This window comes from Shewanella sp. GXUN23E, assembly GCF_050865035.1.
GTDB lineage: Bacteria > Pseudomonadota > Gammaproteobacteria > Enterobacterales > Shewanellaceae > Shewanella.
In genome coordinates this window covers 60,725-85,353 of sequence record NZ_JBOZWP010000019.1, presented here as the reverse complement: position 1 = coordinate 85,353, position 24,629 = coordinate 60,725, and the positions used below count along the sequence as shown (strand labels likewise).

Sequence of the window (24,629 nt, the reverse complement as noted above, 5' to 3'; positions counted from 1 at the left end):
CACTGGGTCGCCGCGCTGGCCGCGACCGATATATACTGTTGTTTTGCTGCTTAATACACGTCTTTTTGCAGGCGCTTGTCTGCGCGCAGTGACTCCAGATAAGCCTGCGCGTCTGCCTCGGTTTTGCCGCCATGGGTGATAACCACCTCCTGCAGCGCCTGCTGCACATCTTTGGCCATGCGATTGGCGTCGCCACACACATAGATATGTGCGCCACGCTCCAGCCATTGCCACAACAGCGCGCCCTGCTCACGAATGCGATGCTGCACATAAACTTTGTCAGCCTGATCCCGGGAGAAGGCCACATCAAGCCGTTCCAGCACGCCGGATTTGAGGTACTGCTGCCATTCGGTCTGGTACAGGAAATCCTGTTCAAAATGCGGATTACCGAAAAACAGCCAAGTATTGCCCTTCAGGCCATCGGCCTCGCGTTGTTGCAAAAACGCCCTGAAAGGTGCCACGCCAGTACCCGGCCCAATCATCACCACAGGGGTTTGCGGATTATCAGGCAGGCGGAAATGTTTGTTGGGCTCAACAAACACCCTGACACTCTGCCCTTCCTGGGCACGGGCCAAATAAGCTGACGCCCCGCCAAATCGCAGCTGACCGTACTGCTGCTGCGCCACCAGCGCCACCGTCAGGTGTACTTCACTGTCAACCTCGGCCTGACTGGATGCAATCGAATACAGTCTAGGGGTCAGTGGTCTGAGCAAGTCCACCAGCGCCTGCGCGCTTAAAGACACAGGCCAGCGCTGAGCCAGTGACACCAGTTGATGCTGCTGAATAAACTCTCTGACCGCATCTTTGTTCGCCGCGACAGCGCGCAATGACTCATCACCACAAAGCTCTGCCCACGCCTGCACTAAGGCAGGGCTGAGCTGGGTCAGCTCCCTGTCACTCTGCAGAGCCTGACGCAGCGACTGGCTGACGCCTTTAATCTCAACCTGTGCCTGCGCATCCAACGCCAGCAACGCCAGCAACTCATCAACCAGCTCAGGCTGATTGTCAAACCACACGCCCAGCGCATCTCCGGGTTGATAGCTCAGGCCTGAGTCCGCCAGATCTATCTCCACATGACGTATGTCCTTGGCGGAATCGCGGCCGGTGATTTTCTGGCTTACCAGCACCTGAGCACTGTATGGCTGCTGTTTGCTGTAGGCTGAAGTCTGGGTCTGTGCCAATGTCAGGCTTGCCTGAGCGGATGCAATGCTCGTCTGATGCGGCGCCAACGCCTGCAGCAACCGGCTTTGCCAGTCCGCAGCCGCAGCCTCATAGTCCACATCACAATCCACCCGCGGCAGCAGTGGCTTCGCCCCCAGGGCAGCCAGCCGCTCATCAAAGTCTTTGCCTGTCTGACAGAAGAATTCATAGCTGGAATCCCCCAGCGCCAGCACAGCATAATGGAGTTGCTCAAGCCCTGGCGCCCGTTTCGAGGCCAGAAACTGATGCAGCTCAATGGCATCATCCGGCGCTTCCCCCTCGCCATGGGTGGAGACCACCAGCGCCAGCAAACCAACATCTTTCAGTTGCTTGGGTTTGAAATCGCCGGTAGCACTGAGGCTGACCTGCCAGCCCGCCTCGGCAGCCTGACGGGCCAGGGTTTCGGCTATCCCCCGACTGTTACCGGTCTGACTGCCGTACAGCACTGTTAGTGTCTGAGCCTGTGGCTGCTCTGGCGAAGAGATGGCAATGCCCGCAGCAGATGCGGCAAGATAGCCACTGACCCAGGCCAGTTGCAGCGGGGAGAGTTCAGCGGCAAGTTGCGTCAACTGCGTCATCTGAGAGGCAGAGAGCAAGGCATTGAATTGAGAAAGTTCCTTTAACGACATGGTAAACGCGGTCCTGTGACACTGTAATGGCGTCAGCTTATCTGGGTTCACCACAGGCAAAAAAGAATAAAATTTAATCTTTTATTACTGTTTGGTATATGCGATGTAGATTTTTTGCGCTACAAAATCTGTGACCTAGTGCAAACAAATCATTCTTGGTGAGTGAATTTGTGTCAAGGTTACCGGGAAATGCTTGTGGAAAAAGAAAGGCTTGCCACAATATCAATTCTTTCTGTGACCAATATCCCAAGGAAGGTGTCGGTCAGCTCCCCGCACTTGCTGCCAGGTTGTCAACCCGTCGTCCCGGTTTTCAGCCACGGGGAACTGCTGCCACATCCATTAATTTCTGAATTGCGAGGTTATCCCGTTGAAGATAGGTCTGCCCAAAGAAACTGTCAGTCAGGAAACCCGGGTTGCGCTGACCCCGGCCAATATTTCCCGACTGATGAAAAAGCCAATACAGGTGCTCGTCGAGGCCGGAGCAGGTGTCGCTGCCGGTTATCCTGATCAGGAGTATGTTGATGCAGGGGCAACCCTGGTCACAGACCGCAGTGCCCTGCTCAAAGACGCAGACATCATCACGCTGGTGAACGCCAAAGGTGAACAACTGGACGAAGTCACCGCTCACAGCCGCCCCGGACAACTGGTTATCGGTATGATGGATCCGCTGGTGCAATATCAGGCACTGGCCGGCACTGCCGCCTCCGGCATGACCAGCATAGCGCTGGAGCTGATCCCGCGGATCACCCGGGCACAAAGCATGGATGTGCTGTCCTCCATCGCCACCATTGCCGGTTACAAAGCCGTTATTCTGGCGGCCCAGTACGCCCCACGCCTGTTCCCTATGATGATGACCGCCGCCGGTACCCTCAAGCCCTGTCGCGCCTTCGTCATGGGCGTAGGTGTTGCCGGTCTGCAGGCCTGCGCCACCGCCAAACGCCTGGGTGCCGTAGTGGAAGCCTATGATATCCGTCCGGCCGCCCGCGAACAGATCCTGTCTGTGGGTGCCAAACCGGTAGAACTGGATATTGAGGCCGAAAACACTGAAACCAAAGGCGGTTATGCGGCTGAGCAGAGCGATGACTTTATTCGCCGTCAGCAGCAGGCTATGGCCAACGTACTGGCGCAGCAGGATGTGGTGATCACCACCGCCGCAATTCCGGGCCGTAAAGCGCCGGTGCTGGTGACCCGGGAAATGGTAGATGCCATGAAGCCGGGCACTGTGATTGTGGATTTGGCCGCTGAAACCGGCGGCAACTGCGAGCTGACCCAGGCCGGAGAAGTGGTGCTGTATAACGGCGTCACCATCTTGGGACCGAAAAACATCGCAGGTACTGCTGCCACCCATGCCAGCCAGATGTACGGCACCAACCTGGAAAACCTGCTCAAGCTGCTGCTGGACAATGACGGCAAGCTGCAACTGAATTTCGACGATGAAATCATCAAAGACACAGTCGTTTGCCACGGCGGCGAGTTGATCAACAGCCGACTGAGAGAACTGGCGGGACTGCCTGCGCTGGCCGCACCACAAACTCAGGCCCCGACTGAGACGGAGACAGAATAATGGAATCAATATCACTGCTGCTTTTGCTGACCCTGTTCGTGGTCGCCGTGTTCCTCGGGGTTGAACTGATCACCAAGGTGCCGCCCACCCTACACACCCCGCTGATGTCAGGCTCCAACGCTATTTCTGGTATTTCGCTGGTCGGTGCCCTGCTGGCAGCCGGCAGCGGCGCTGGCTGGTGGGTTAACGTTCTGGGCTTTGTCGCTGTGGTGCTGGCCACCATTAACGTAGTCGGCGGCTATCTGGTCACCAACCGCATGCTCGCCATGTTCAAGAGGAAGTAAGCCGATATGAGTACAACAATTATTTATCTGGCTTACCTGATTGCCGCCAGTCTGTTTATTCTGGGGATTAAGGGTCTGACCAAGCCACGCACCGCGGTGCGCGGCAACCAACTGTCAGCACTGGGGATGTTCATCGCCGTGGTGGTCACCCTGCTGGACAGAAGCATCATCAGCTATGAGTGGATCATCGCCGGTATTCTGGTGGGCTCGGTGATCGGCGGCATTATGGCGGTGAAAATTCAGGTCACCGCCATGCCGCAAATGGTGGCGCTGCTCAACGGTTTTGGTGGTGGGGCCTCACTGTTTATCGCCCTGGCCAACTTTATCGATCCTGAGTCTGCCACCCACACAGTCGCACTCATCTCCATCGCTGCCACTGTGCTGATTGGTGGCGTCACCCTGTCAGGCTCGTTCGTGGCCTTTGCCAAGCTGCAGGAGCTGATCTCCGGCAATCCCATCAGGGTTCCTGGCAACAAGGTGATCAACGCAGCATTGCTGATTGCCTCAGTGGTGCTTGGTGTGTTGATGGTGACCGAACCTGCCAACCTCACCAACATCTACATTCTGGTGGCCGTGGCGCTGGCGCTGGGTATCTTCCTGGTCGTGCCTATTGGCGGCGCGGATATGCCGGTGGTCATTGCCCTGCTGAACTCCTACTCAGGTATAGCCGCGGCAACCACAGGCTTTATCACAGGCAACACTGTGCTGATCGTCTCCGGCTCGCTGGTGGGCGCATCCGGTATCATCCTCACCCAGATCATGTGTAAAGCCATGAACCGCTCGCTGTTCAACGTGCTGTTCGGGGTGATGGCGGAAGGCGGCACTATCGTTGATGCCGATGAAGTGTATGCCGGTAAGGTGAAAGCCTCTTCACCAGAGGAAGTGGCCATGCTGCTGGAAACCGCCGAGCGGGTGGTGATTGTTCCCGGTTACGGTCTGGCGATGGCGCAGGCCCAGCATGCGGTGCGGGATCTGGCCAGTGTGCTGGAAAGCCGTGGTGCGGACGTGAAGTACGCCATTCATCCGGTGGCCGGTCGTATGCCGGGTCACATGAACGTGTTGCTGGCCGAAGCCGAAGTGCCTTATGAGCAGCTGGTGGAGATGGACGAGATCAACCCGCAGTTTGAGCAGACTGACGTCGCCATTGTGATCGGCGCCAACGACGTGACCAACCCCATGGCACGGGAAGACAAAGGCAGCCCGATTTACGGCATGCCGATCCTGAACGTCGACAAGGCCCGCACAGTGGTAGTGGTTAAGCGCTCACTCAGCCCAGGCTTTGCCGGTTTGCCCAACCCGCTGTTTGCCATGGACAACACCCTGATGCTGTTCGGCGATGGTAAGAAGGCAATCGTTGAGTTAACCCAGAACCTTAAAGAAGCAGATTAATCTGTCTCTTTACGAAAGCCGGCATAAGCCGGCTTTTTTATACCTGTCATCCAACGTGCCAATAGAACCAATTTGTATAAGCACCAGCCACTTTCCACTTGAACATTAGTTATTCAACTGCTTATATAAGTCCATAACAATAAAACAAGCTATAAAATAAATACTTATAATTCAATTACTTTATATTTTACGTGGCAATAAGCAACATGCCCTTCCCGCCCGGGGGCATAGTTACAGGAGGTAAGATGCAATCAATAGCAGCAAACAGCCAGCCATTGAATGCCGGTGACAGGAGAGTCACGACAAAAGCGCCCATCGATCATTGGGAAAGATTAAACCCGGCGCAACAATTCGCGTTTTATAGCCTGGTCAAACTCGGCTATGAGTTGTTGTTTGTCCGCAATGCGTATTCGACTGAATGTATGGCTATCGCGCGGCTGAATCAGCAGGTGGCAACCATAGATGCGCAGGGGGAGATCAATTTCTCACCTGACATTCAATTGCGGCCCCACTGAAACGTCAGAATCAATTTGAAGAGCATGTCCGGCCATCAGCCGGGCTGCTCTTTCATCACCCAATAAGTGAGTCAGCGTCGGCCCCATCCAAATCCCCAATTGCGGCCTTCGCCAGTAAAGATAACCTGGCAGCGGCTGCACAACCCCCTGACCAAACACACGTTGTACCAGGCTGGCATATTCCGCCAAATCGTCCTCATTGAGCCAACCTGCGCCGCCGGGTTCAAGTGCCAATGCTGACACTATCCCGGCAAAATCCGTAAATGACGCCAGTTGCGCCACGCTGAGCAGACTCATGGCGCGATACAGCACAGGCACGCTCCAGTGGCTCAGATGAATGCGGTCGTTGATCAACGCCAGATTGCGTCTGTGATACTGCTGCCAACCAAAGCGAAAGTCGCCATCCAGCCGGGCACTGAGCCAGAGCATATACAGATCGGCCAAAGACTCATGTTGATTCGGCGAGTAATGGTGACCATAGTCCAGCCGGGAGATGGCCAGATGCCCCAGCTCATGCCACAGCGACAATTGCTGCTGGTCCACAAGATCCAGATGAACTGCACGGCCATCCAGTATGGTCTGAATAAATTCAGGCCCACTGCCTTTATCCAGCACCACCACGCCGGCAATATCAGCACCTTGAGACGCACGAATCGCTGGCACACCGGCGGGTTGGGGATCATTGTCGATTTGAGTGGCGCGCTGGCGCGCCAAAGGGGACGTAGCCTTTGTTGGGGACTCAGGCAGCGCCATTGGCATAGGCAACGCCATGGCATTGCGCCCCCCAAGGGCATGGCGTATTTCGTTCGGGGATAACAGCAAGACGCGGGCAGACGCAGGTAATTGCGCCAGACAGGAAGTAAGCGTATCCAGCTCGCACACAAGTGCCCGGGGCGCGGGCGCTGACCACTCCGGCTGGAGTGGCATTCCATCCAATCCCAGCCAAAGCCCCGCAGCCAGCAGCGCCCCGGTCAACATCACTGACGGGACATGATGTTTTGAATAATCGCTGTGGTCGAGATTCCGTCTTCAAAGTTAAGCACTTTGACTTCGCCGCCTGCCGCTATCACTTCGGCGCCACCGGCGATCTCATCGACCCGATAGTCACCGCCTTTGACCAGCAAATCCGGCAGCAAGCGCGCGATAATCCGCTGCGGCGTATCCTCACTGAAAGGGACCACCCAATCGACCGCGGCCAAACCGGCCAGCACCGCCATGCGGCGCTCAACCTGATTCACCGGGCGGCCATCGCCCTTAAGGCGACGGACAGAGTCATCATCATTTACCGCCACAATCAAGCGATCGCCCAGCTTGCGGGCCTCTTTGAGATAACTGACGTGGCCTGCATGCAGAATATCGAAACAGCCATTGGTCATCACCACCCGCTCACCGCGCAGTTTGGCCTGCTCCAGGGCGTAGGCCAGCTGATCTTCACTGACCACACCGAAACCTGACTCGCCCTGAGTCAGATTCAGCGCTTCAATCAGCTCAATGCGCGACACAGTGGAGGTACCGAGTTTGCCCACCACCACACCGGCCGCGGTATTGGCAATAGCACAGGCCTGTGGCAGCGCACTGCCTGCCGCCAGCGCCGTGGCCAGCGCTGAAATCACGGTATCACCGGCACCGGTGACGTCATACACTTCACGCGCCACAGTAGGAATATGCAGCTCAGGCAGATCACGGGTGATCAGCGTCATGCCCTTTTCAGAGCGGGTCACCAGCAGCGCCTGCAGCTGATGCTGCTCCAGCAGTGCGTGACCTTTGGCGACCAGATCGGCCTCTGAGGTCACCTTACCAACCACAGCCTCAAACTCGCTCATATTGGGGGTCAGCAAAAATGCGCCATGATAGCGGCTGAAATCTGAACCTTTGGGGTCTACCAGCACCTTCACACCTGCGGCATTGGCGCGGGCAATAAACTCCCGGGGATCGGCAATCGCGCCCTTGGCATAGTCAGACAGCACCACCACATCCACCTTGCCCAGCAGCGCCTCACTTTGGGACAGCAGCGCATCACTGTCCGCCCGGGCAAAGGCCTGCTCAAAATCCAGACGAATGAGCTGCTGATTGCGCGACAGCACGCGCAGCTTGGTAATAGTGGGCTTGTCGGCTACCTCATGCCAGCGCGGCGATACGCCCTGAGCCTCGATGCCACGGGTCAGCGCCGCTGCGGTATCATCCTGGCCAACCAGGCCCGCCAGTTGCACCTGACCGCCCAGGGTTGCGATGTTCAGCGCCACGTTGGCCGCGCCGCCGGGTCTGTCCTCCACCTGACTAATCTGCACCACAGGCACAGGTGCCTCAGGGGAGATACGCCCGGTTGGGCCGACCCAGTAACGGTCTAACATCACATCGCCCACAACCAATACCCGGGCTTTTTCAAATGCTGGCAGAGTAACCTTCATAGCGCTCAATCTAATCTTGTGTAAATTGGGGCTGATTGTACTCAACTGGGATAGTTTGCGCTATCACAGTGGGGGGTAGCGGTGAAGCTTCGCTTCATTTGCCTGCAGCAAGCTGATAACCAAGCTGTGCTTGGTCGAAGTCGTGGGCTTCCAGCCCACACCCGGGCAAAGGGGACTAAGCGGCTTCGCCCCCTTTGCAATCCCCCTGCCGCCCCAACCGAAGTTGTTACCCATCGTGAAATACATTCAATACACTCAATCGACACCGAATCAGCATCCATGCTTCTACGGTGCCTGCCTCGTCATCCCTGACGAGGCTTACTATTGAATGCATTTCCCTCCGGCAACTTCGGACGGGGACAAGATGCAACATGCAACTCCTGAGTATGTTGTTTATGCCCTAGAGTCGCTTTTATACCGCTGTTATCCAGTAAAAAAGAGATAGTAGTAAGCTGCTTCTGTTATCCAATTTTACGACTTCACTCATATCTACTGATTTGTCAGGAAGTGTCGATTTTTCAGCCAGCGACTGGTAGTTTATATCCGTTAACCGTGACGAATAGAGCGAGATAGCAAGAGGTCTTGTTATTCAGATAAACAGGGAGCCTCGGTATAAGACATGTTACATGTCTAAGGTTTCATCAACATGGAGAGTTATAAATGAGAGTTTTGCTTTTTAGTTTTATTTTACTCTGCTCACAACTTTCAATTGCATCAGATTTAATATTAGCTGAGCAAATTAAGTTACCGTCCAATTCACTTGGGGAAGAAAGAAAATTATTAATAAAACTTCCAAAGACATATCACAATGAAAAGAATTCATATCCCGTGCTATACGTTTTACACGGTCAATGGGACATGCTTTCAACTCTATCAACTATTGATCTATTAGAGGGTGAAATTCCAAACTTTATCGTTGTCGGCATCGAAAGTAAGGGCAAAGAACTTAGCCCTGACAATGGAAAAATAACACCTTTTGCTAACTTTTTAGCAAAAGAAATCGTTCCATATATTAATGAGAACTATCGGGTTGCTCCTTATCGCATTTTATCTGGACATTCCAATTCAGGTCGTTTCGTATTGGATTATTGGTTGAGTAACAATGAGCATTTTTCGAAATACTTTGCATTTAGTCCCTCACTTGATGATGGTTACATAGTAGACTTGATCTCTAAATCAAATTCTGAAGCGTTAAAAAGAAAAGCACCACCTACGCTCACCATCGCAAATGAAGGTGAGCACATGCAAACCCCTTTTACTGAATTAACGCAAAAGTTAAACAATCTGTTGGAAGGCTCTTTTGAATTCCAAAAATTTCCAGAACAAACCCACAGAACGACTAAACACCCTTCTATGCAGTACGCTCTGCAGTCAACGTTCGCTGGCTGGGAGCCTACTTATGAAGTAAAGATTTCAGGCTTAGAAGGGTTAAAAAAACACTATGCTGATTTATCTGATAAATTTGGATTTGAGGTGTTAGTTCCAAAAGAAACTTTACAGAAACTAACCGCTCACTATGCAATTTCTGATAATTCGACTGAAGAACTTAACAAATACATAGCTTTTACCATTAATCAAACATCGGAAGGCATAGATTCACTATTTGAAATTTCTGACTATTTATTTGGCAATGGGTATAAAGAAGCTGGCGAGACTATTCTTAACGAAATATGTAATCAGGTTAAAAATCATCAGAGATGTAGTGGCTAAATAGCTGTTCCTAAATGTTGAACACTGAGCTCAATCGCCGCGAAGCAGCACATTTTCATGCCGTTGTGCTGCAAGTCCCATGATAGTGGGATGCTAGGCGGCATGGTCACAATGCATGTGTAGCACAATTAGGATCTCTTATTTAGAGAGGAATTCACACACACGTTGCTTAAGTTCGCTCGTAAACTCACTGTAACAGTTAGCAGTTGGTAAACCGTTATATCTTATCTTGCCCAAAATAACTCCAGTCCCCAAGTGAGTTAATCCGCAACTGTAGCTTGCCCCCTTTCCCCATCGGAGACGCCGAGAGGTGTTGGATGAAATGATGTGAGCGAGACATGGGCAAGTATCGCGCAGCGATAAGCTCAAGAGCGAGAGTCATGGATGACGAACTGGCTTTGTATATGGATGTACATACCCACGACTTTCGCCAGGCGAAGCTTGGTCATCTCCCAGGTGTCCCCGTCAGCGTCGAGCGTCGCAGGGACTCATGCGACATCCAGCCAAATGCATATTGGCCAATTCAAAATACAGATACCAGCAAAAAACCAAAGAGGGCAAACCGAACGAAACCGGTCAAAAAATCGCTATGGTCTGCTCAGTACTTTCTGTTGCAAGTTACTGATTGGTCACAAACCAATCTGACGTTAGAATGAGCACTGATTTTCTCAGGGATACAGAGGACACAGTGGTTACCGCTTCACAATTTTCCCGGCAACTTTGCCACCCAAGATTCTGGCTGCTCTGGCTGGGTGTGGGTCTGATGCGTCTTATCCTGTTGCTGCCCATGCGCCTGCAGATGAAGCTGGGCGCCACCATTGGCCGTTTGGCGATGAAACTGGTCAAAGGACGGGTAAAAACCGCCAGACGCAATCTTGAGCTGTGCTTTCCCGAGCTGACTGCCGAGCAGCAGCAACAACTGCTGCAGCGAAATTTCGAGGAAACCGGCAAGGCGATTTTCGATACTCTCAACGCCTGGTGGCTGTCTGATGCACAAATTCAGGCGCGTATGACTATCAAAGGGCGGGAGTATGTCGAGCAAACCATCGCCGATGGTCATGGGGTGATTTTATTTGCAGTGCACTGCCTGCCGCTGGAGATGGGTGCGCGGATTTTCGGTCAGTTCCAGCCCGGCGTCGGCGTCTACCGGCCCCATAATAACCCTGTGATGGAATATCTACAGGTCAAAGGCCGGCTACGCTCCAACAAGGCGCTGGTACCCAAGCGGGATCTGCGCCAGATGGTGCGCTGTCTGCGGGATAAAGAGGTGATCTGGTATACCGCCGATCAGGACTTTGGCCGCTCCAGTGCGGTATTTATTCCTTTCTTTGCGGTCAAGCAAGCGGCCACCATTACCGGCGGCACCACCCTGGCGAAACTGGGCAAAGCCAAAGTGCTGCCCTTCTTCGTTGAACGTAACGCCGACGATAACGGCTACACCATAGAGGTGATGCCGCCACTGGACAATTTCCCCGGCGATGATGAAGTCAGCGACGCCATCCGCGGCAATGCCATTGTCGAGGAGCTGATCAGTCGCAATCCGGCGCAATACATGTGGCTGCACCGGCGCTTCAAAACCCGCCCCCATCAAGAAGATGTGTCCCTGTATTGATTTTCGGCGCTAAATGGTTGAGGATGCGGCGCTATCAGCGGACAGCCCGCATGCTTAATCAGGAATGAATACCCCGATATGAAGTCAATTCGTTTGATGTTTGCCGTGTTGACAGCCCTGTTGTCTCTGCCTGCACTGGCAACAGATTATCTGCTGCCATCCAAAGACAGCCGCCTGGTCGGTGAAAATCAATATTACACAGTCCAGAATAACGGTGAGAGCCTGGAATCCATCGCCGCCCGCTTTCAGTTGGGACTGACCAATATGATGGAGGCCAACCCAGGTGTGGACCCTTACCTGCCCAAGCCCGGCACCCGTCTGATTATTCCCCATCAACTGATCCTGCCCGATGCACCCCGTGAAGGCATAGTGGTGAATATCGCCGAGATGCGCCTGTACTACTATCCCAAAGGGGAGGATTTCGTGCAGGTGTTGCCCATAGGTATCGGTCAGGTGGGTAAAGACACGCCGGAAAACTGGGTCACCAAGGTCTACCGCAAGCGCGCCAATCCGACCTGGACGCCGACCGCCAGAATGCACAAAGAAGCTCTGGCCCGGGGCGTCACCCTGCCGGACGTCTGGCCCGCTGGCCCCGACAATCCCATGGGGCTGTTTGCCATCTACATTGGTAACCTGTATGCCATTCACGGCACCAATGCCGACTTTGGCATTGGTCTGAGGGTCAGCCAGGGGTGTGTGCGCCTGCGCAATGAAGACATAGAGCAGCTGTTCAAAACCGTGCCAGTGGGCACCCGGGTGCAGTTTGTCAATCAGCCCATCAAGGCCACACAAGAGCCTGACGGCGCCCGTTATCTGGAAGTACACCAGCCACTGTCGCGCACTGCGGCGGAATTTGAATCCAACGCGCCGGTGCCGCTGCAACTTTCGCCCGCGATCACCCGCTTTATCGCCCACAGGGATACCGACTCCTTCGTGCTCAAGCGCCTGCTGGAAGACAGAAGTGGCATGCCCACCCGCATCAACCCCTGAGCCAATCGCCAGGCTGCCACCGGGTGTTGGCAGCGAACCTGAAAAACCGGTCCCGTACCGGTTTTTTTGTCCCCAATCGTCAGTGCTCACTGACAGGAACTCCCCTGTCACATCACGCTTTAGCCAATCGATCTCACTACATTAGCTAAAGCTGATCTTAGTCACAGACAGCCAGGGCTCAGCTCTCTAAAATCCGCGCCTTTTTGCTACTGATAAAATCACCAACGGAAAATGCGGACACTCATTTTACTACTGGTGACAGGGATCGTTTTTACCAGCTTTAACACTTTTGCCTCAGGATCCCAGGCAAAATCTCTCAGTCAAAGTCAGGCGCAGGATGTGGTGGCCACGCCCGCCATGGACAAGCAGGCGCAGGCGATCCTGGCCAGCCTACCGCGCAATAACCGGATTGAACAGGCGCGCGCCGTGATGCGTGACGGCACTCTGGTGCATCCGACCCACTGCACCAACCACAGCTGCAGCTTTGCTCTCAACAGCAGCAAAGTACAGTTTGTGGTCCATACCCATGTGCGCTCAGATCATGATCATAAAGGCATTGCCCGGCTTATAACCAGGGGCCGTGAGCTGCCGGGACCCGGCGATCAGGCATTCCTCGAGGTCGGTAAAGCACCCAATTATTTCCTCACCCCAAGCGGTAACATCCGGGTGCTGGAATACCGTCAGGGGGAATATCGCCTGCGAACCGTAGCCGGAGATCAGGCACCTGAGCGCGAATGGCAACCCTACGCCGGTGAACCCACATTGGCAGAAATCAACCGCGCTATCCGCGCCGGTTGAGTGGCCCGGCAATCCATACAGATGTGCGCCCTCTCACAATCCGGTGCGACATCCGCCAAAGTTAAGAAAGGTTAAGCCGATCCCCCTTGAGGCCATTCTCAGGGGGGAGTAACGTCTTGGGAAGTTTTTGACGCACAGGAGCTTTGCATGGCAGCCTTTTCTCCTTCTTCAACCGCCCTGGTATTAATCGACCTGCAACAGGGCATATTACCGCTGGTCGGCGGTCCCTATTCAGCCTCAGATATCATCAACAAAGCCGCCAAACTTGCTCAGGGATTCAGAAGCCGCAATATGCCGGTGATCTGGGTTCGGGTGGGTTGGAGTCATGACTTTGCCGATGCGCTTGCACAACAGGTGGACAAGCCTTCAGTGATGACCGAATTGCCGGAGAATTGGTGGCATTTTCCCGCTGAACTGCAGGTGCAACCTGAAGATATCCAGATTGTGAAACACCAGTGGGGGGCTTTTTATGGCACAGATCTGGACCTGCAACTGCGCCGTCGCGGCATAGATACGCTGGTGCTGGGCGGTATCTCCACTAACATAGGGGTAGAATCCACCGCCCGCAGTGCCTGGGAGCACGGCTATCAGCTAATCATTCCCGAAGATCTCTGCGCAGCAGCTGATACTCAGCAGCACAACAGCAGCTTCACTTATATTTTCCCGCGTATCGCCAAAGTGACCTACAGCCAGCCGCTGCTGAGCTCGCTGTCCGGCACGCCACTGAACTGATCTGCTGGCCGGGTGCAAATCCCGGCCTGCGTTTGCACAGCCCAGGTAGTATGAATCTCACCGTTCAGTAGCTGCTTGCTGCCTGAAAGGCCTGAAATGCGTCACGCAGCAAAGAGATTAACCCACCCGTTGTACCGACTGGCGGTATTGACTCATCAGACCGGTAATCACCCCACTGATAGCACGGACGCGCTCATCAAATGCGGCCGAGGAAGGGGTTGTCGCAGTCGCGCCAAAGCGAGCGCCGCCACGCACCATAAATGCAGTGAATCCGCCGTCAAAGCAGTTGAAACTGTTGCTGTGATTTGGCTCGCAGGCCTGCCCCAAAGCGGTCGGCTGCAACGGGAAGAATTGCCCCAGTGAATCCATCAGGGTCTGGGTAAATGCACCGGGCTGCTGGCGGGGTTCAAAACTGCTGAGCAGCGCATGATCACCGGCCGGGGTTTCACCGCAGCACAGCATGCCATCGCGACCGGCCGCCACCAGCAGCTGAGCATGACGCAGTAAAATGGCGCCCTCTTCTGACAGCTGTTCATCGCCCTGTGCGCGTCCCTGTTGCCACACCAGACCACGGAACGCATCCAGCCCCTGACGGTTATATTTCTGCCCCTTACGAAATGCAGTGGGACAGACAACGGGCAGCAGGCTGAGATTCACATTGGCAAACAGTGAAGCATCCTGCGCCATCAGCCACTTGAGAATGCCCCAGGGGCCAGCGGCTTCGTCCCCGTGAAAACCGGCGCACACCAGCACAGATGGCAGGTGAGCGTTGGCAGCCGGACTGGTGTACATCATCAACGGAAAACGCCCGGTGTCGCCCAGGCAGGTTGCCGTCATCGACAGGCGTGCAGTTTCATCGCTGAGCAATCCCTGAAAATGCTCCAGATCATTGCTGTCACAGGCAAAAACCTGGGATTGCCACACATAAGATTGAAACGGGGAGCGCATGGATACATCCAAAGGTACCGAGGTTAGGCGGTATCATATCAAGGCCAGCCAAGCTCTGGATAGCCGTAAAAACACGATTGCCTGAAGCTTCACCGCCGGCCTTTACCCAACACCTGCTCCATCTTCGCCCAGAAGCTTTGCAACGCAGAGTCGTCGGGATAGTGCAGATCATAGGTGTTCTGAAACCCCAGGTGCAGGCTGCAGCGGCCATCTTCTATGCTGACATTATAACCATCAGCATCGCTGCTGACGATCAGGCCATTGAGCCTAAAATCCCCCGCATGAGAAGTGCCGCTGGCATGGATTTTGTTGACTACCTGCAGCACCCACTGAATATCAACCTCGTTTTTCATAATGAACTCCCTGATGTAATAGTGCCTGCCTGGGATATCAGACGTCCCCGGACCAGTCGAGTAACCGGCTCAAATCCGTGACCACCCAGTCCGGCTCGATACAATTAACCAGATTACCGGCCATGAACTTCACCAGCCTGTCGGTAGCATAGGACAGTCGCCTGTCCCGGCGGCTCACCAGATACCAGTGACTCTGCAGGGGAAATCCCTGCACATCCAGCACCACTGGCCGCTCTTTGCCTTCCTGCAGGGTATGGCCGGAAATCACTGACAGCCCAAGTCCGGAGGCGACGCTCAAACGAATGGCCTCATTGCTTTCAATCTGCATGGTCCGGCTGAGTTCATAACCCTGACGACTGAGCCAGGACTCAAACATCATACGGGTGGCACTGCCGGGCTCGCGGATCAGAAAACGCTCATTGCCAAGCTGGGCAAAATCCAGATGCGACCGTCCGTCGGCCCAGTGGGATGGCGGCGCAATCAACTGCAGCGGATTTTGAATAATCCGTACTGCCCGTACCTGCTCACCGCTGGGTGGATGGCTGAACAGGTACAAATCGTCCTTCTGCTGCTCAAAACGATTAAGCACATGAGCGCGGTTGCCTATGTTGAGCGTCACCTCCACCCGAGGAAACTGACGGTAAAACGCCCCGAGGATCCTCGGCATCACATATTTGGCGGTGGTGACCAGTCCGATATTGATGTGTCCCACCCGACCATCCTGGCTCTCTGCCAGCAAGGTATTGAAATCATCAAAGCGGGTAAACACATCGGCGCAGGCCTGATACAACTCACGACCTATATCTGTGGGTTTTAACTGACCATCGCGGGCTTCCAGCAAGGGCTCACCCACCAGTTCAGAGAGTTTTTTCAGCTGCATGGAGACTGTCGGCTGGGTCAGGTGCAACTCACGGGCAGCGGCAGTAATGCTTCCCTGCCTGACAACCTCCTGATAGACCTGCAACAATCGAAAACTCAGATGCCGTAAGTTCATATTTCCGTAAGCTTTAGTCTCAATCCATAGATAATCATCTATGCACATTTGAAAAACAATTTATTTTCAAATATTCCTCAACACTGTCAAACTTCGCAGCGGTAACATCTACTCAGAATCAGACAGTTACAGGAAACTGCCATGCCAGACATAGTGATAGCTTTTTTCGCACTGGGCCTGCTTGCCGGATTGGTAAAATCCGATCTCAGAGTACCGGAATCAATTTACGAAACCCTGTCGATCCTGTTGATGCTGACTTTGGGCCTCAAAGGCGGTATGGCGCTGCATGGTCAGGGAGATTCACTGATCATCGGCGAACTGGTGCTGATTGCCGCACTGGGGTTAATCATTCCGCTGGCGCTGTACCCTCTGCTGCGCCGGTTAATCAAACTCAACCGCGAAAATGCCGTCAGCATCGCCGCGCATTACGGCAGTGTCAGCGCCGGTACCTTTGCGGTAGTGATTGCACTGGCAGAACATCTCGACTGGCCACTCAAGCCGGAAACCACCCTGTATCTGGTATTGCTGGAACTGCCCGCGATTATCGTGATGCTGTGGCTGTATCGCTTCCTCAATGCCCGCAAGCCGCTGACGCAAGCGGCCACTGGTACCATCAAAGTCAGCAGCGGCAACATTCTACACGAAGCCCTGACCAGCCGCGGCGTGATACTGCTGACCGGCGGCGTGGCCATCGGCTGGGCCTATGGTGAGTCAGGATTGGCCAGTCTGGCGCCGGTACTGATTGGCGGCTTTAAGACGCTGCTGGCGCTGTTCCTGCTGGAGATGGGTTTGTGTACCGCCAGAGTGTGCCGACCGCTGCCACTGCGCCAATGGCGGCTGATGCTGTTTGCGGCTGTCATCCCGTTTGTGCTGGCCTGGGGCGGCATCTTGCTGGGGCTGGCGCTGGGTCTGCCCAAAGGCAGCATTCTGGTACTGGCAGGTCTTGCCGCCAGCGCCTCCTACATTGCCGCGCCGGCAGCGATCCGCGCCGCGATTCCGGATGCCAATATCGGTCTGGCGATGCTCGCCTCACTGGGCATCACCTTCCCGATTAACGTATTGATTGGTCTGCCGCTGTATGCGCAGTTAATAGACATGATGCAGGCCTGAAAAAAACAGATTGGCTGGGGCTGATTAATCGGGATGAGCAAAAGATGCTGACAGAGATTGGGAGTGGGCCAATCTCTGTGACGGAATCTGTGTAACGGAATCAGTGTGACGGAATGATCATTAACGTCAGCTGTATCAGCTCTGTGGCGTCAACGATTGCTCTCCCAGCACCTGCCGATAGATATCCAGCACCTTCTCTGCCTGCTCTTCCACCTGTTGGCGAGGCAATTCGCCGGGTAATCCCTGCAATGTCAGACGGTGATTTTCATCCCGCAGCAGGCAATACACCCGGGTTAAGGTTTCGGCGTCCCGGGCATCAAGAATCTCCAGCTCCGCCAGATCTTCAAAAATCCGCACATTGTCTGACCAGGTGGTCAGCTCAGGACACTGATGACTGTTGGCCAGCACCAGATACTGGGCGATAAACTCAATATCGGCGATACCGCCCGGACTCTGTTTCAGGTCGAAGTTGTCATCCACAACTTTGAGCAGGTGATCACGCATTTTACTGCGCATCTCCCGCACCGCTTTGGCCAGCTCCAGCGGATCTCTGGCCTGGGACAGCACTGAGTGACGTATCTCCTTGAAGCGCTGCGCCAGCGCTTGTCCGCCAAACACCAAACGCGAGCGCACCAGCGCCTGATGCTCCCAGGTCCAGGCTTCTTTGGCCTGATACTCGCCAAAGTTTTCAATTTCACTGACCAGCATCCCGGAAGCCCCGTCAGGACGCAGGCGCATATCCACCTCGTACAACTCACCGGAAACCGTGCGGGTGGAGAACAGGTGCAAAATCCGCTGCGCCAATTTTACATAGAAATGACTGGCATCAATCTGGCGATCACCATTGGTCTGCACACCCGGCGGGGCATTGTGCAAAAACACCAGATCCAGATCCGAGCCATAACCCAGCTCTATGCCACCCAGCTTGCCATAACCCACCACGGCAAAGCCGGAGTTCCCCGGTTGCAGATGCGAAGGAATACCGTGTCTGGCGGCAATTTGATGCCAGGCCTGATTGACCACCTGCTCGATAATGGCCTGCGCCAGATAGGTCAGATGATCGCTGACCTGCATCACTGGCAAAATGCCGGTGACATCGGCGGCGGCGATTTTCAGCTGCTGCGACAGTTTGAACTGCCGCAATGCTTCCATCTGCTGCTCCATATCATCATCGCTCACCCGCAGCAGCGCCTGCCTGAGCTCTGCCGGATAATCATCCAGCGAGGTGGTGTCATACAGCTGCACCGGATCGATCAGCTCATCCAGCAGCATGGGGAAGCGTGCGAGCTGCTCGGCAATCCAGGGACTGATACAGCACAGGCTGATCAACTGCTGGCGGGCCCCTGGGTTTTCACACAGGAGTTCAAGATAGGTGGTGCGGGTGAGGATCTGATCCAGCACCCGGGAAACCGGGGCGAAGGCATCGCAGGGTTCACTGTTGGCAAACAGATCTTCCAGCAGTTTGGGCATCAACCTGTCCAGGGTATCCCGGCCGCGGGGACCGATAGCGCGGCGGGAAGTTTGCTCCCGCCACTGGCTGAGCACAGGCCAGAGTTTTTCATCATCAATACCGTTTTGCCTGAGCAGCTGACAGGCCTCATCCGGCTGGCGCTCCTGCCACAGGGCTGCCGTCCAGTGCTCCCGTTCCTGATCGCCTTCATCTCCACCCACGGCGGAGCGGAAGTGACTGTGAATATTGTCCATCACGGCATCAATTCTGGCCTTGAGCGCCTGCCCGTCAGCCTCGCCCAGCACGGTGCACAAACGCAGCCAGTCACGGTCGTTGTCCGGCAGGGTTTGAGTCTGTTTGTCATCAATGGCCTGCAACAGGTTTTCCACCCGCCGCAGGAAGTCATACCCCTGACGCAGCTCTGTCAGGGCTCTGGCATCCAGTTGCCCAAGCAGTTTGAGGTTTTGCATGGCCAGATAAATACTCTGGGTGCGCAGACTGGGCTCACGACCACCGCGAATAAGCTGGAAGCTTTGCACCACGAATTCCACTTCGCGAATGCCGCCGGCACCCAGTTTAATGTTGTTGCTCAGCTGGCGACGGCGGACTTCGCGGCTGATCAACTGCTTCATTTTACGCAGCGATTCGATGGCGGAAAAATCGATGTAACGGCGGTACACAAAGGGTCGCAGCATCTGCTGCAGCGCTTGCGCGTCCGGGGTTTGCGGCCCCAGCACCCGCGCCTTGACCATGGCATAGCGCTCCCAGTCGCGCCCCTGCTCCTGATAGTAATCCTCAAAGGCATGGCTGCTGACCACCAGCGGGCCACTGTCACCATAGGGGCGCAGGCGCATATCGACCCGGAACACGAAGCCATCCATGGTCACCTGATCCAGCAGGTTGACCAGCTTCTGCCCCATGCGGGTGAAAAATTGCTGATTGTCCAACGCACGTCGGCTTGGCGTGCCGTCCAGATGGCGGGTTTCACCATGCTCAGGAAACACGAAGATCAAATCGATATCAGAGGAAAAGTTCAGCTCGCCGCCGCCGAGCTTGCCCATCCCCAGAATAAGCAGTGACTGCGGATTACCCAGGGCATCGCAGGGCGTGCCGTATTGCCTGCACAGCTTGTCATATGCCCAGTCGCGGGCACCGATGATCAGTGCTTCGGCCAGCGCCGAAATATCACCAAGCGAAGTCGCCAGCGGGCTGAGATTGAGAAAATCCCGGTAAGCCAGGGTGATAAGATGGCGGTTGCGAAAATCCCGCAGGCATTTTCTGGCCTGCTCGTCATCCGCGGCAGTATCCAGCAACTGCGCAAGCTGCTGAGCATACTGCTGCGGCTCATCCTGCCGGCGCGGCGCCACCACAGTGGTGACCCAGTCGGGATGACGACACAGTTGAGTGGCAATGTAGTCGCTCAGCCCCAGCACCTGAATGACCCGCTGTCTATCCTGCTCTGCCAGTGCCAGCCAGTCGGGCGACTGAGTTTGCTCCAAAATCTGCAGATACCGCTGCGCTTCCTGCTGAAGCCCGGCCGGCAAGGCCGCCAGCCCATTACTCTCGCCTGTCATAACCCTTCCTGAACACAAATTAGCCATCGACATATTATGTCTATGATGATATAGCTGGTCACTGTTTAATCGGATACTGCGTCGGTCGCTGCAATCGGGAGTGAATGCCCGGTCAGCCTGCACGCTCAGCAGAAGATACACCATAGTGGAAACAAAACGGAAACTCTGCGTGTTTACACTAACGGCAACAGCGGGTTACCGCTGAACACCCATCGCAGCGCACGCCAGAGTGTGCCAGTTGGAACGGATGGATAAGGGAGAAACCATGGCAGGCTTCTTGAGTCGGACCCTGTTGAGTCTGGGTTTGTTGATGCTGCTGACCGCCTGCGGCAACGGCATGGACAAACAGATAGAGAATTATCAGCAATTAGTGGATCAGCGACTGGTCACTCTGGGCGATGCACTCAGAGATGGTCAGGTACGCAATGCCACCTTGCTCAAACAGTACGCCAACCTGCTGGGCCAGGAGCAGCCCCATTACGCCATGCTGGCCGAAGAAATCGCCAAAGATGCAGGTACTTCGGGGCCTCTGTATCTGTCACTGCAAAGACGCTATCAGGACAGCCTGAAGCTGAGCAACTTCCCCAATCAGGAGGAGCAGCTGGCGGAGCTGGAGAATCTGTATCAGGCGACAGATCCGGCGCTGTTCAACGATATGCTGTCCGATCCCATCAATGTGCTGGCCGATATGTCCAAAGGCACTCTGGCGCGGGTCAATTCTGTCAGCCGGGAGGCGGAAGCGCTGGCCAACAACACCGACAATTTCGGCGCGGGCAGTCAGCTGGTCGGCAACCCGGCCTATGGTGAGTGGCGCACTGACTCAAACGGCATGTCATTCTGGGCCTGGTATGGCATGTACTCGCTGTTTTCTGATCTGTTCGACCGCAGAGTCTATTACCGCGACTGGTCCGGTCGACGGGGCTACAGCTATTACAACGACATAGGTCGCTACCGCTACTCCTCGCCCAAGCAAATCCGCACCCAGGAATCGGTGTTCCAGCAGCAGAAAAAGCGCTTTGACAATCAGGGCAAGACCTTCTCCAGCCCCTACGCCAAGACCCGCAGTGGCGCCAGCGGTTTGTCACGCCAGAGCGCTCAGGCACCTTCTCCGGCCAAGGCAGCCAGTGCATCCAGCGCCAGCCAGAGTAAATTCCGCTCCAACTATGCCAAGAGCAGCAGCCACAGAAACGCTTCCAGCCGCACGACCCGCAGCGTCAGCCGCGGCAAATAACAAGGACATGCAAGATGACTTTTTTACAGGAAATCGGGATCTCCACTGAGCTGGCCATCATACTGGCCATCGATTTGACCATCGCTATCCTGCTGCTGACGGCCATGCGCTATCTGCAGGGCTGGAGTGCCAAAGTCAACTCCACCGCCGAACTGGCGCAGCGGGACAACTTCGCCTTCGGCATCAGTACCGCCGGCGCGGTATTGGCGCTGGGCATAGTGCTGACCGGCGCCATTAAAGGGGAAGCGGCCAGCTCCTATCTGTGGGAGGCCATCGGCATGAGCGCCTATGGACTGTTTGGTTTGCTGCTGATCAAACTTGGCCGCTTCCTGCATGACAAACTGGCGCTGCACAACCTCAACAAAACCGAACAGATCCTCAAGGGCAATGTGGCCGTAGCCATAGTGGACGCCGGTGCGGCCATCGCCACCGCCACCATCATTCGCGCCGCGCTGATCTGGGCGGAGGACCTAACGGTCAACACCTTTATCGCCATCTTCAGCGCCTTTATTGTCTCCCAGCTGATGCTGATTTTGCTGACCCGCTGGCGGGAATACCGCTACGCCAGACGCAATCAGCAAATGCCGCTGCAACTGGCGCTGGAGAAAGGCTACACCGCGCTGGCCATTCGCCACGCCGGCTATCTGGTGGCACTGGGTATCACCTTTAACGCCGCCAGCCACTTTATGATCTATCTGCCCACCGCCTATGTCGGCAACATTCTGGGCTGGCTGGTTTTCTCGGTGATCATGCTGGTGGTACTGAGCCTGCTGCTGGCCCTGGTTAAACGCCTGGTGCTGGCGAAAATCGACATGGTCACTGAGGTGGAGCAGCAACACAATATCGGGGTCGCTGCAGTGGAGATGGCTATCAGCATTGCGGTCGCCCTGCTGCTTGCCGCGCTGATGGCCTGAGGACGAAGCTGGCATGGAAACAAGTTTGCGCCAGTCCTCAGGTGTCCGCTGGCTGGATGATGCGCTGCTGCTGGGCATCATGGCGGTGCTGGCAGGTTGCGGCCTGATCTATGAGTATCTGCTGTCCCACTACGCCGGACGCATTCTGGGGGCGCTGGAAGCGGCCATCTACACCATGATCGGTCTGATGATCGTCTCCATGGGTGTGGGCGCATTTGCGGCCCGCAAAATCCGCTGCGCCTTTACCGGCTTTGCCGTGCTGGAGCTGGCCGTTGCCCTGTGCGGCTCGCTGGCGATCCTTGTCACCGCTGCGGTTATCGGCTTTGGTCATGTGTTGCCACAAACCATTGCCGACACATTTAATCTGCCGCCGGATCTGATGCCCGACGGCGGTATGATTGCCACTTTTCAGCAGCTCAGCCGTTACCTGCCCTACTTCTGGGGCGTACTGCTGGGCATCATGATAGGCATGGAGATCCCGCTGATCGCCCGGGTGCGCCAGTCCCTCAGTGAAGCCCATCTTATCCATAACGCCGGCACCATCTATGGTGCCGACTATATCGGCGCCGGTGCGGGTGCGGCGATATGGGTGCTGGCCATGCTGACTCTGGATATTCAACTGGCCGCAGCGCTTACCGCCAGCTTTAATCTGCTGGCCGGGTTTCTGTTTATGTTCCGCTTTTGGGGGCAAATCCGCCATGTGCGGCTGTTGCTGGCTGGCCATATCGCGGCATGCGCCATTTTGTTCACCCTGGCGCTGTATGGCCCCAGTTGGGAGCAGGGTTTCAACAATCTGCTGTATCGCGACAAAGTGGTGTTCCACCAGCCTACCCGTTTTCAGCAACTGACCTTTACCGAACGCTTGCGGGGCAATCACCTTAAACCGGTAAATGCCCTGTATATCAATGGCCGGCTGCAGTTTTCCAGTGACGATGAGCATATCTACCACAGCTTTCTGGTGCACCCGGTACTGTCCGCCTCGGCACGTCAAAGCAAGGTACTGATTATCGGCGGGGGAGATGGGCTGGCGCTCAGGGATGTGCTGCACTGGCAGCCGGATTCGGTCACCCTGATGGATCTGGATGAGGAGATGGTGCGGATTTTCCGCGGTCAGAACGAGGCCATGCCGGTGGCGCTGCGCCAGCGCCTGACATCGCTGAATGAAGATGCCCTCAACGACCCCAGACTTGAACTGATCACCGATGACGCCTTTAACGGCGTTGATACCCTGCTGATGCGCGGCGATAAATTTGACGCCATTATCGTGGATCTGCCGGACCCCAGCCATCCGGATCTCAACAAACTGTATTCAGACTATTTCTATCGCAAGCTGGCGAATTTGCTCAGCGCCGATGGTGCCATCGGCATTCAGTCAACCTCCCCTTACCATGCCCGCAAAGCCTTTATCAGCATAGGCAAAACCCTCAAGGCAGCGGGCTTTATGGTGGATCAGTACCACCACAATGTGCCCAGTTTCGGCGAGTGGGGCTGGACCATGGGCACTCTGGCAGGACAGGGGCCAAGGCAGCGACTGACGCCACTGGCAACGATGGCCATTGATGAAGACTGGCTGACCCCTGGGCTTATCCGCGGCGCCTTTGAATTCCCGGCTAGCTTTTATCGCCAGAGCGAAGACATCAGGGTCAATACCCTGGGCAGCAATCAGCTGTATCTGTATCACAGGGAAGCCTGGGGGCAGGCGCAGGGCAGCAATCTTTTTTGAACAATTTTGCAGCAGACCGCTTGACATATTATGTCCAGCAGTTAATCTTTAACCCAGACATATTATGTCAATGAGGACAACCAATGAATATTCACAGCATTGCAGACCATTTGGGAAAACTGGGAGACAACTCCAGCACTGGGTTGAAGTTTGACTGTTTTCCTATCTCCGGCGATGTGGACGTATTGCAGGTCAATATCGAAGGCCGCGAAGAGATCCCGGTGTTCGTCTCAGTTACTGATAATCAGGTGCTGTGTATCAGCTACCTGTGGGGCGAAGAGGAAGTCCGGCAGGAAAAGCGCATGGAGATGTTTGAAACCATGCTGGAGTTGAACATTCCCATGCCGCTGTCCGCGTTTGCCAAAATCGACAACAAATATGTGGTGTACGGTGCGCTCTCTACCCAGTCCAGCATGACTGAAATTGAGCATGAATTATCACTTTTGTCCGACAACTGTTTGGAGGTCATCGATGAGATGGCCGACTACCTGAAATAAGGAG

At 55.1% G+C, this 24,629-nt stretch carries 22 protein-coding genes; 15 read left to right on the top strand and 7 right to left on the bottom strand.

Features of this window, described 5'->3' with window-relative positions; all coding sequences use genetic code 11:
* Window positions 1-50 precede the first annotated feature (50 nt).
* The gene (locus tag ACRRUX_RS15595) at window positions 51-1,829 is read right to left on the bottom strand and encodes an assimilatory sulfite reductase (NADPH) flavoprotein subunit (RefSeq protein ID WP_432531977.1); all 1,779 of its coding nucleotides are present in this window, start codon (window positions 1,827-1,829) and stop codon (window positions 51-53) included.
* 367 nt (window positions 1,830-2,196) lie between these two features.
* Between ACRRUX_RS15595 and ACRRUX_RS15590 the strand changes: the two genes are divergently transcribed.
* The 4 genes from ACRRUX_RS15590 (at window position 2,197) to ACRRUX_RS15575 (ending at window position 5,581) form a co-directional block, all read left to right on the top strand.
* Window positions 2,197-3,393 (top strand): Re/Si-specific NAD(P)(+) transhydrogenase subunit alpha, encoded by a 1,197-nt coding sequence (locus ACRRUX_RS15590; RefSeq protein WP_432531975.1) that lies wholly within the window; start codon window positions 2,197-2,199, stop codon window positions 3,391-3,393.
* An 8-nt stretch (window positions 3,394-3,401) separates the two neighbouring features.
* On the top strand, window positions 3,402-3,677 hold the full coding sequence (locus ACRRUX_RS15585) for an NAD(P) transhydrogenase subunit alpha (RefSeq protein ID WP_432532003.1): 276 nt from the start codon (window positions 3,402-3,404) through the stop codon (window positions 3,675-3,677).
* Window positions 3,678-3,683: 6 nt separating this feature from the next.
* Window positions 3,684-5,066, top strand: coding sequence for an NAD(P)(+) transhydrogenase (Re/Si-specific) subunit beta (locus tag ACRRUX_RS15580; RefSeq protein WP_432531973.1), 1,383 nt, complete (start codon window positions 3,684-3,686; stop codon window positions 5,064-5,066).
* 245 nt (window positions 5,067-5,311) lie between these two features.
* Entirely contained in the window at window positions 5,312-5,581 is a 270-nt protein-coding gene (locus ACRRUX_RS15575) for a hypothetical protein (RefSeq protein WP_432531971.1), read from the top strand.
* On the opposite strand, the gene ACRRUX_RS15570 is transcribed toward ACRRUX_RS15575, so the two are convergent.
* Window positions 5,552-6,508: a hypothetical protein gene (locus ACRRUX_RS15570; protein WP_432531969.1), complete on the bottom strand. Its 957-nt coding sequence runs from the start codon at window positions 6,506-6,508 to the stop codon at window positions 5,552-5,554. The two genes, ACRRUX_RS15575 and ACRRUX_RS15570, sit on opposite strands and share 30 nt — an antisense overlap.
* A gap of 50 nt (window positions 6,509-6,558) precedes the next feature.
* Window positions 6,559-7,989, bottom strand: coding sequence for a bifunctional D-glycero-beta-D-manno-heptose-7-phosphate kinase/D-glycero-beta-D-manno-heptose 1-phosphate adenylyltransferase HldE (gene hldE, locus ACRRUX_RS15565; RefSeq protein WP_432531967.1), 1,431 nt, complete (start codon window positions 7,987-7,989; stop codon window positions 6,559-6,561).
* A 660-nt stretch (window positions 7,990-8,649) separates the two neighbouring features.
* Here hldE and ACRRUX_RS15560 point away from each other — a divergent pair.
* From ACRRUX_RS15560 to ACRRUX_RS15535, 6 genes are all read left to right on the top strand, one after another.
* The gene (locus ACRRUX_RS15560) at window positions 8,650-9,699 is read left to right on the top strand and encodes an alpha/beta hydrolase (RefSeq protein ID WP_432531965.1); all 1,050 of its coding nucleotides are present in this window, start codon (window positions 8,650-8,652) and stop codon (window positions 9,697-9,699) included.
* A 380-nt stretch (window positions 9,700-10,079) separates the two neighbouring features.
* Entirely contained in the window at window positions 10,080-10,355 is a 276-nt protein-coding gene (locus ACRRUX_RS15555) for a hypothetical protein (RefSeq protein WP_432531963.1), read from the top strand.
* A gap of 32 nt (window positions 10,356-10,387) precedes the next feature.
* Window positions 10,388-11,311 carry an LpxL/LpxP family Kdo(2)-lipid IV(A) lauroyl/palmitoleoyl acyltransferase gene (locus ACRRUX_RS15550; protein WP_432532001.1) on the top strand — a complete coding sequence of 308 codons (924 nt, stop codon included), beginning with the start codon at window positions 10,388-10,390 and terminating at the stop codon, window positions 11,309-11,311.
* Between the two features lie 78 nt (window positions 11,312-11,389).
* Window positions 11,390-12,301: a L,D-transpeptidase family protein gene (locus ACRRUX_RS15545; RefSeq protein WP_432531961.1), complete on the top strand. Its 912-nt coding sequence runs from the start codon at window positions 11,390-11,392 to the stop codon at window positions 12,299-12,301.
* A gap of 231 nt (window positions 12,302-12,532) precedes the next feature.
* The gene (locus tag ACRRUX_RS15540; protein ID WP_432531959.1) at window positions 12,533-13,099 is read left to right on the top strand and encodes a hypothetical protein; all 567 of its coding nucleotides are present in this window, start codon (window positions 12,533-12,535) and stop codon (window positions 13,097-13,099) included.
* A gap of 147 nt (window positions 13,100-13,246) precedes the next feature.
* Window positions 13,247-13,831 carry a hydrolase gene (locus ACRRUX_RS15535; protein ID WP_432531958.1) on the top strand — a complete coding sequence of 195 codons (585 nt, stop codon included), beginning with the start codon at window positions 13,247-13,249 and terminating at the stop codon, window positions 13,829-13,831.
* 117 nt (window positions 13,832-13,948) lie between these two features.
* Here ACRRUX_RS15535 and ACRRUX_RS15530 read toward each other — a convergent pair whose 3' ends face one another.
* The 3 genes from ACRRUX_RS15530 to ACRRUX_RS15520 all read right to left on the bottom strand — a co-directional run bounded on the left by ACRRUX_RS15530 (window position 13,949) and on the right by ACRRUX_RS15520 (window position 16,126).
* Window positions 13,949-14,779 carry a M14 family metallopeptidase gene (locus ACRRUX_RS15530; RefSeq protein ID WP_432531956.1) on the bottom strand — a complete coding sequence of 277 codons (831 nt, stop codon included), beginning with the start codon at window positions 14,777-14,779 and terminating at the stop codon, window positions 13,949-13,951.
* Between the two features lie 89 nt (window positions 14,780-14,868).
* Window positions 14,869-15,132: a DUF3081 family protein gene (locus ACRRUX_RS15525; RefSeq protein WP_432531954.1), complete on the bottom strand. Its 264-nt coding sequence runs from the start codon at window positions 15,130-15,132 to the stop codon at window positions 14,869-14,871.
* Between the two features lie 37 nt (window positions 15,133-15,169).
* Window positions 15,170-16,126: a LysR family transcriptional regulator gene (locus ACRRUX_RS15520; RefSeq protein ID WP_432531952.1), complete on the bottom strand. Its 957-nt coding sequence runs from the start codon at window positions 16,124-16,126 to the stop codon at window positions 15,170-15,172.
* Between the two features lie 141 nt (window positions 16,127-16,267).
* On the opposite strand from ACRRUX_RS15520, the gene ACRRUX_RS15515 reads away from it, so the two are divergent.
* A complete protein-coding gene (locus ACRRUX_RS15515) occupies window positions 16,268-17,236 on the top strand; it encodes a sodium-dependent bicarbonate transport family permease (RefSeq protein ID WP_432531950.1) in 969 nt (322 codons plus the stop codon).
* A 135-nt stretch (window positions 17,237-17,371) separates the two neighbouring features.
* On the opposite strand, the gene glnE is transcribed toward ACRRUX_RS15515, so the two are convergent.
* Complete coding sequence (gene glnE / locus ACRRUX_RS15510) at window positions 17,372-20,260, bottom strand: bifunctional [glutamate--ammonia ligase]-adenylyl-L-tyrosine phosphorylase/[glutamate--ammonia-ligase] adenylyltransferase (RefSeq protein WP_432531948.1); 2,889 nt, start codon at window positions 20,258-20,260, stop codon at window positions 17,372-17,374.
* Between the two features lie 265 nt (window positions 20,261-20,525).
* Here glnE and ACRRUX_RS15505 point away from each other — a divergent pair, with 265 nt between their 5' ends.
* From ACRRUX_RS15505 to ACRRUX_RS15490, 4 genes are all read left to right on the top strand, one after another.
* Window positions 20,526-21,491, top strand: coding sequence for a hypothetical protein (locus ACRRUX_RS15505; RefSeq protein ID WP_432531946.1), 966 nt, complete (start codon window positions 20,526-20,528; stop codon window positions 21,489-21,491).
* A 14-nt stretch (window positions 21,492-21,505) separates the two neighbouring features.
* Entirely contained in the window at window positions 21,506-22,405 is a 900-nt protein-coding gene (locus ACRRUX_RS15500; RefSeq protein ID WP_432531944.1) for a DUF350 domain-containing protein, read from the top strand.
* 13 nt (window positions 22,406-22,418) lie between these two features.
* On the top strand, window positions 22,419-24,128 hold the full coding sequence (locus tag ACRRUX_RS15495) for a polyamine aminopropyltransferase (RefSeq protein ID WP_432531942.1): 1,710 nt from the start codon (window positions 22,419-22,421) through the stop codon (window positions 24,126-24,128).
* 83 nt (window positions 24,129-24,211) lie between these two features.
* Window positions 24,212-24,625, top strand: coding sequence for a YjfI family protein (locus tag ACRRUX_RS15490; RefSeq protein WP_432531940.1), 414 nt, complete (start codon window positions 24,212-24,214; stop codon window positions 24,623-24,625).
* Window positions 24,626-24,629 lie beyond the last annotated feature (4 nt).

Excerpts from the sequence above, each read along its gene's own strand:
- ACRRUX_RS15515 (WP_432531950.1), top strand. The coding sequence starts at position 16,268 with ATGCCAGACATAGTGATAGCTTTTTTCGCACTGGGCCTGCTTGCCGGA.
- glnE (WP_432531948.1), bottom strand. The coding sequence starts at position 20,260 with ATGACAGGCGAGAGTAATGGGCTGGCGGCCTTGCCGGCCGGGCTTCAG.
- ACRRUX_RS15530 (WP_432531956.1), bottom strand. The coding sequence starts at position 14,779 with ATGCGCTCCCCGTTTCAATCTTATGTGTGGCAATCCCAGGTTTTTGCC.
- ACRRUX_RS15535 (WP_432531958.1), top strand. The coding sequence starts at position 13,247 with ATGGCAGCCTTTTCTCCTTCTTCAACCGCCCTGGTATTAATCGACCTG.
- hldE (WP_432531967.1), bottom strand. The coding sequence starts at position 7,989 with ATGAAGGTTACTCTGCCAGCATTTGAAAAAGCCCGGGTATTGGTTGTG.
- ACRRUX_RS15595 (WP_432531977.1), bottom strand. The coding sequence starts at position 1,829 with ATGTCGTTAAAGGAACTTTCTCAATTCAATGCCTTGCTCTCTGCCTCT.
- ACRRUX_RS15525 (WP_432531954.1), bottom strand. The coding sequence starts at position 15,132 with ATGAAAAACGAGGTTGATATTCAGTGGGTGCTGCAGGTAGTCAACAAA.
- ACRRUX_RS15540 (WP_432531959.1), top strand. The coding sequence starts at position 12,533 with ATGCGGACACTCATTTTACTACTGGTGACAGGGATCGTTTTTACCAGC.
- ACRRUX_RS15570 (WP_432531969.1), bottom strand. The coding sequence starts at position 6,508 with ATGCCACTCCAGCCGGAGTGGTCAGCGCCCGCGCCCCGGGCACTTGTG.
- ACRRUX_RS15490 (WP_432531940.1), top strand. The coding sequence starts at position 24,212 with ATGAATATTCACAGCATTGCAGACCATTTGGGAAAACTGGGAGACAAC.
- ACRRUX_RS15580 (WP_432531973.1), top strand. The coding sequence starts at position 3,684 with ATGAGTACAACAATTATTTATCTGGCTTACCTGATTGCCGCCAGTCTG.
- ACRRUX_RS15545 (WP_432531961.1), top strand. The coding sequence starts at position 11,390 with ATGAAGTCAATTCGTTTGATGTTTGCCGTGTTGACAGCCCTGTTGTCT.
- ACRRUX_RS15560 (WP_432531965.1), top strand. The coding sequence starts at position 8,650 with ATGAGAGTTTTGCTTTTTAGTTTTATTTTACTCTGCTCACAACTTTCA.
- ACRRUX_RS15500 (WP_432531944.1), top strand. The coding sequence starts at position 21,506 with ATGACTTTTTTACAGGAAATCGGGATCTCCACTGAGCTGGCCATCATA.
- ACRRUX_RS15505 (WP_432531946.1), top strand. The coding sequence starts at position 20,526 with ATGGCAGGCTTCTTGAGTCGGACCCTGTTGAGTCTGGGTTTGTTGATG.
- ACRRUX_RS15575 (WP_432531971.1), top strand. The coding sequence starts at position 5,312 with ATGCAATCAATAGCAGCAAACAGCCAGCCATTGAATGCCGGTGACAGG.
- ACRRUX_RS15520 (WP_432531952.1), bottom strand. The coding sequence starts at position 16,126 with ATGAACTTACGGCATCTGAGTTTTCGATTGTTGCAGGTCTATCAGGAG.
- ACRRUX_RS15555 (WP_432531963.1), top strand. The coding sequence starts at position 10,080 with ATGGATGACGAACTGGCTTTGTATATGGATGTACATACCCACGACTTT.
- ACRRUX_RS15495 (WP_432531942.1), top strand. The coding sequence starts at position 22,419 with ATGGAAACAAGTTTGCGCCAGTCCTCAGGTGTCCGCTGGCTGGATGAT.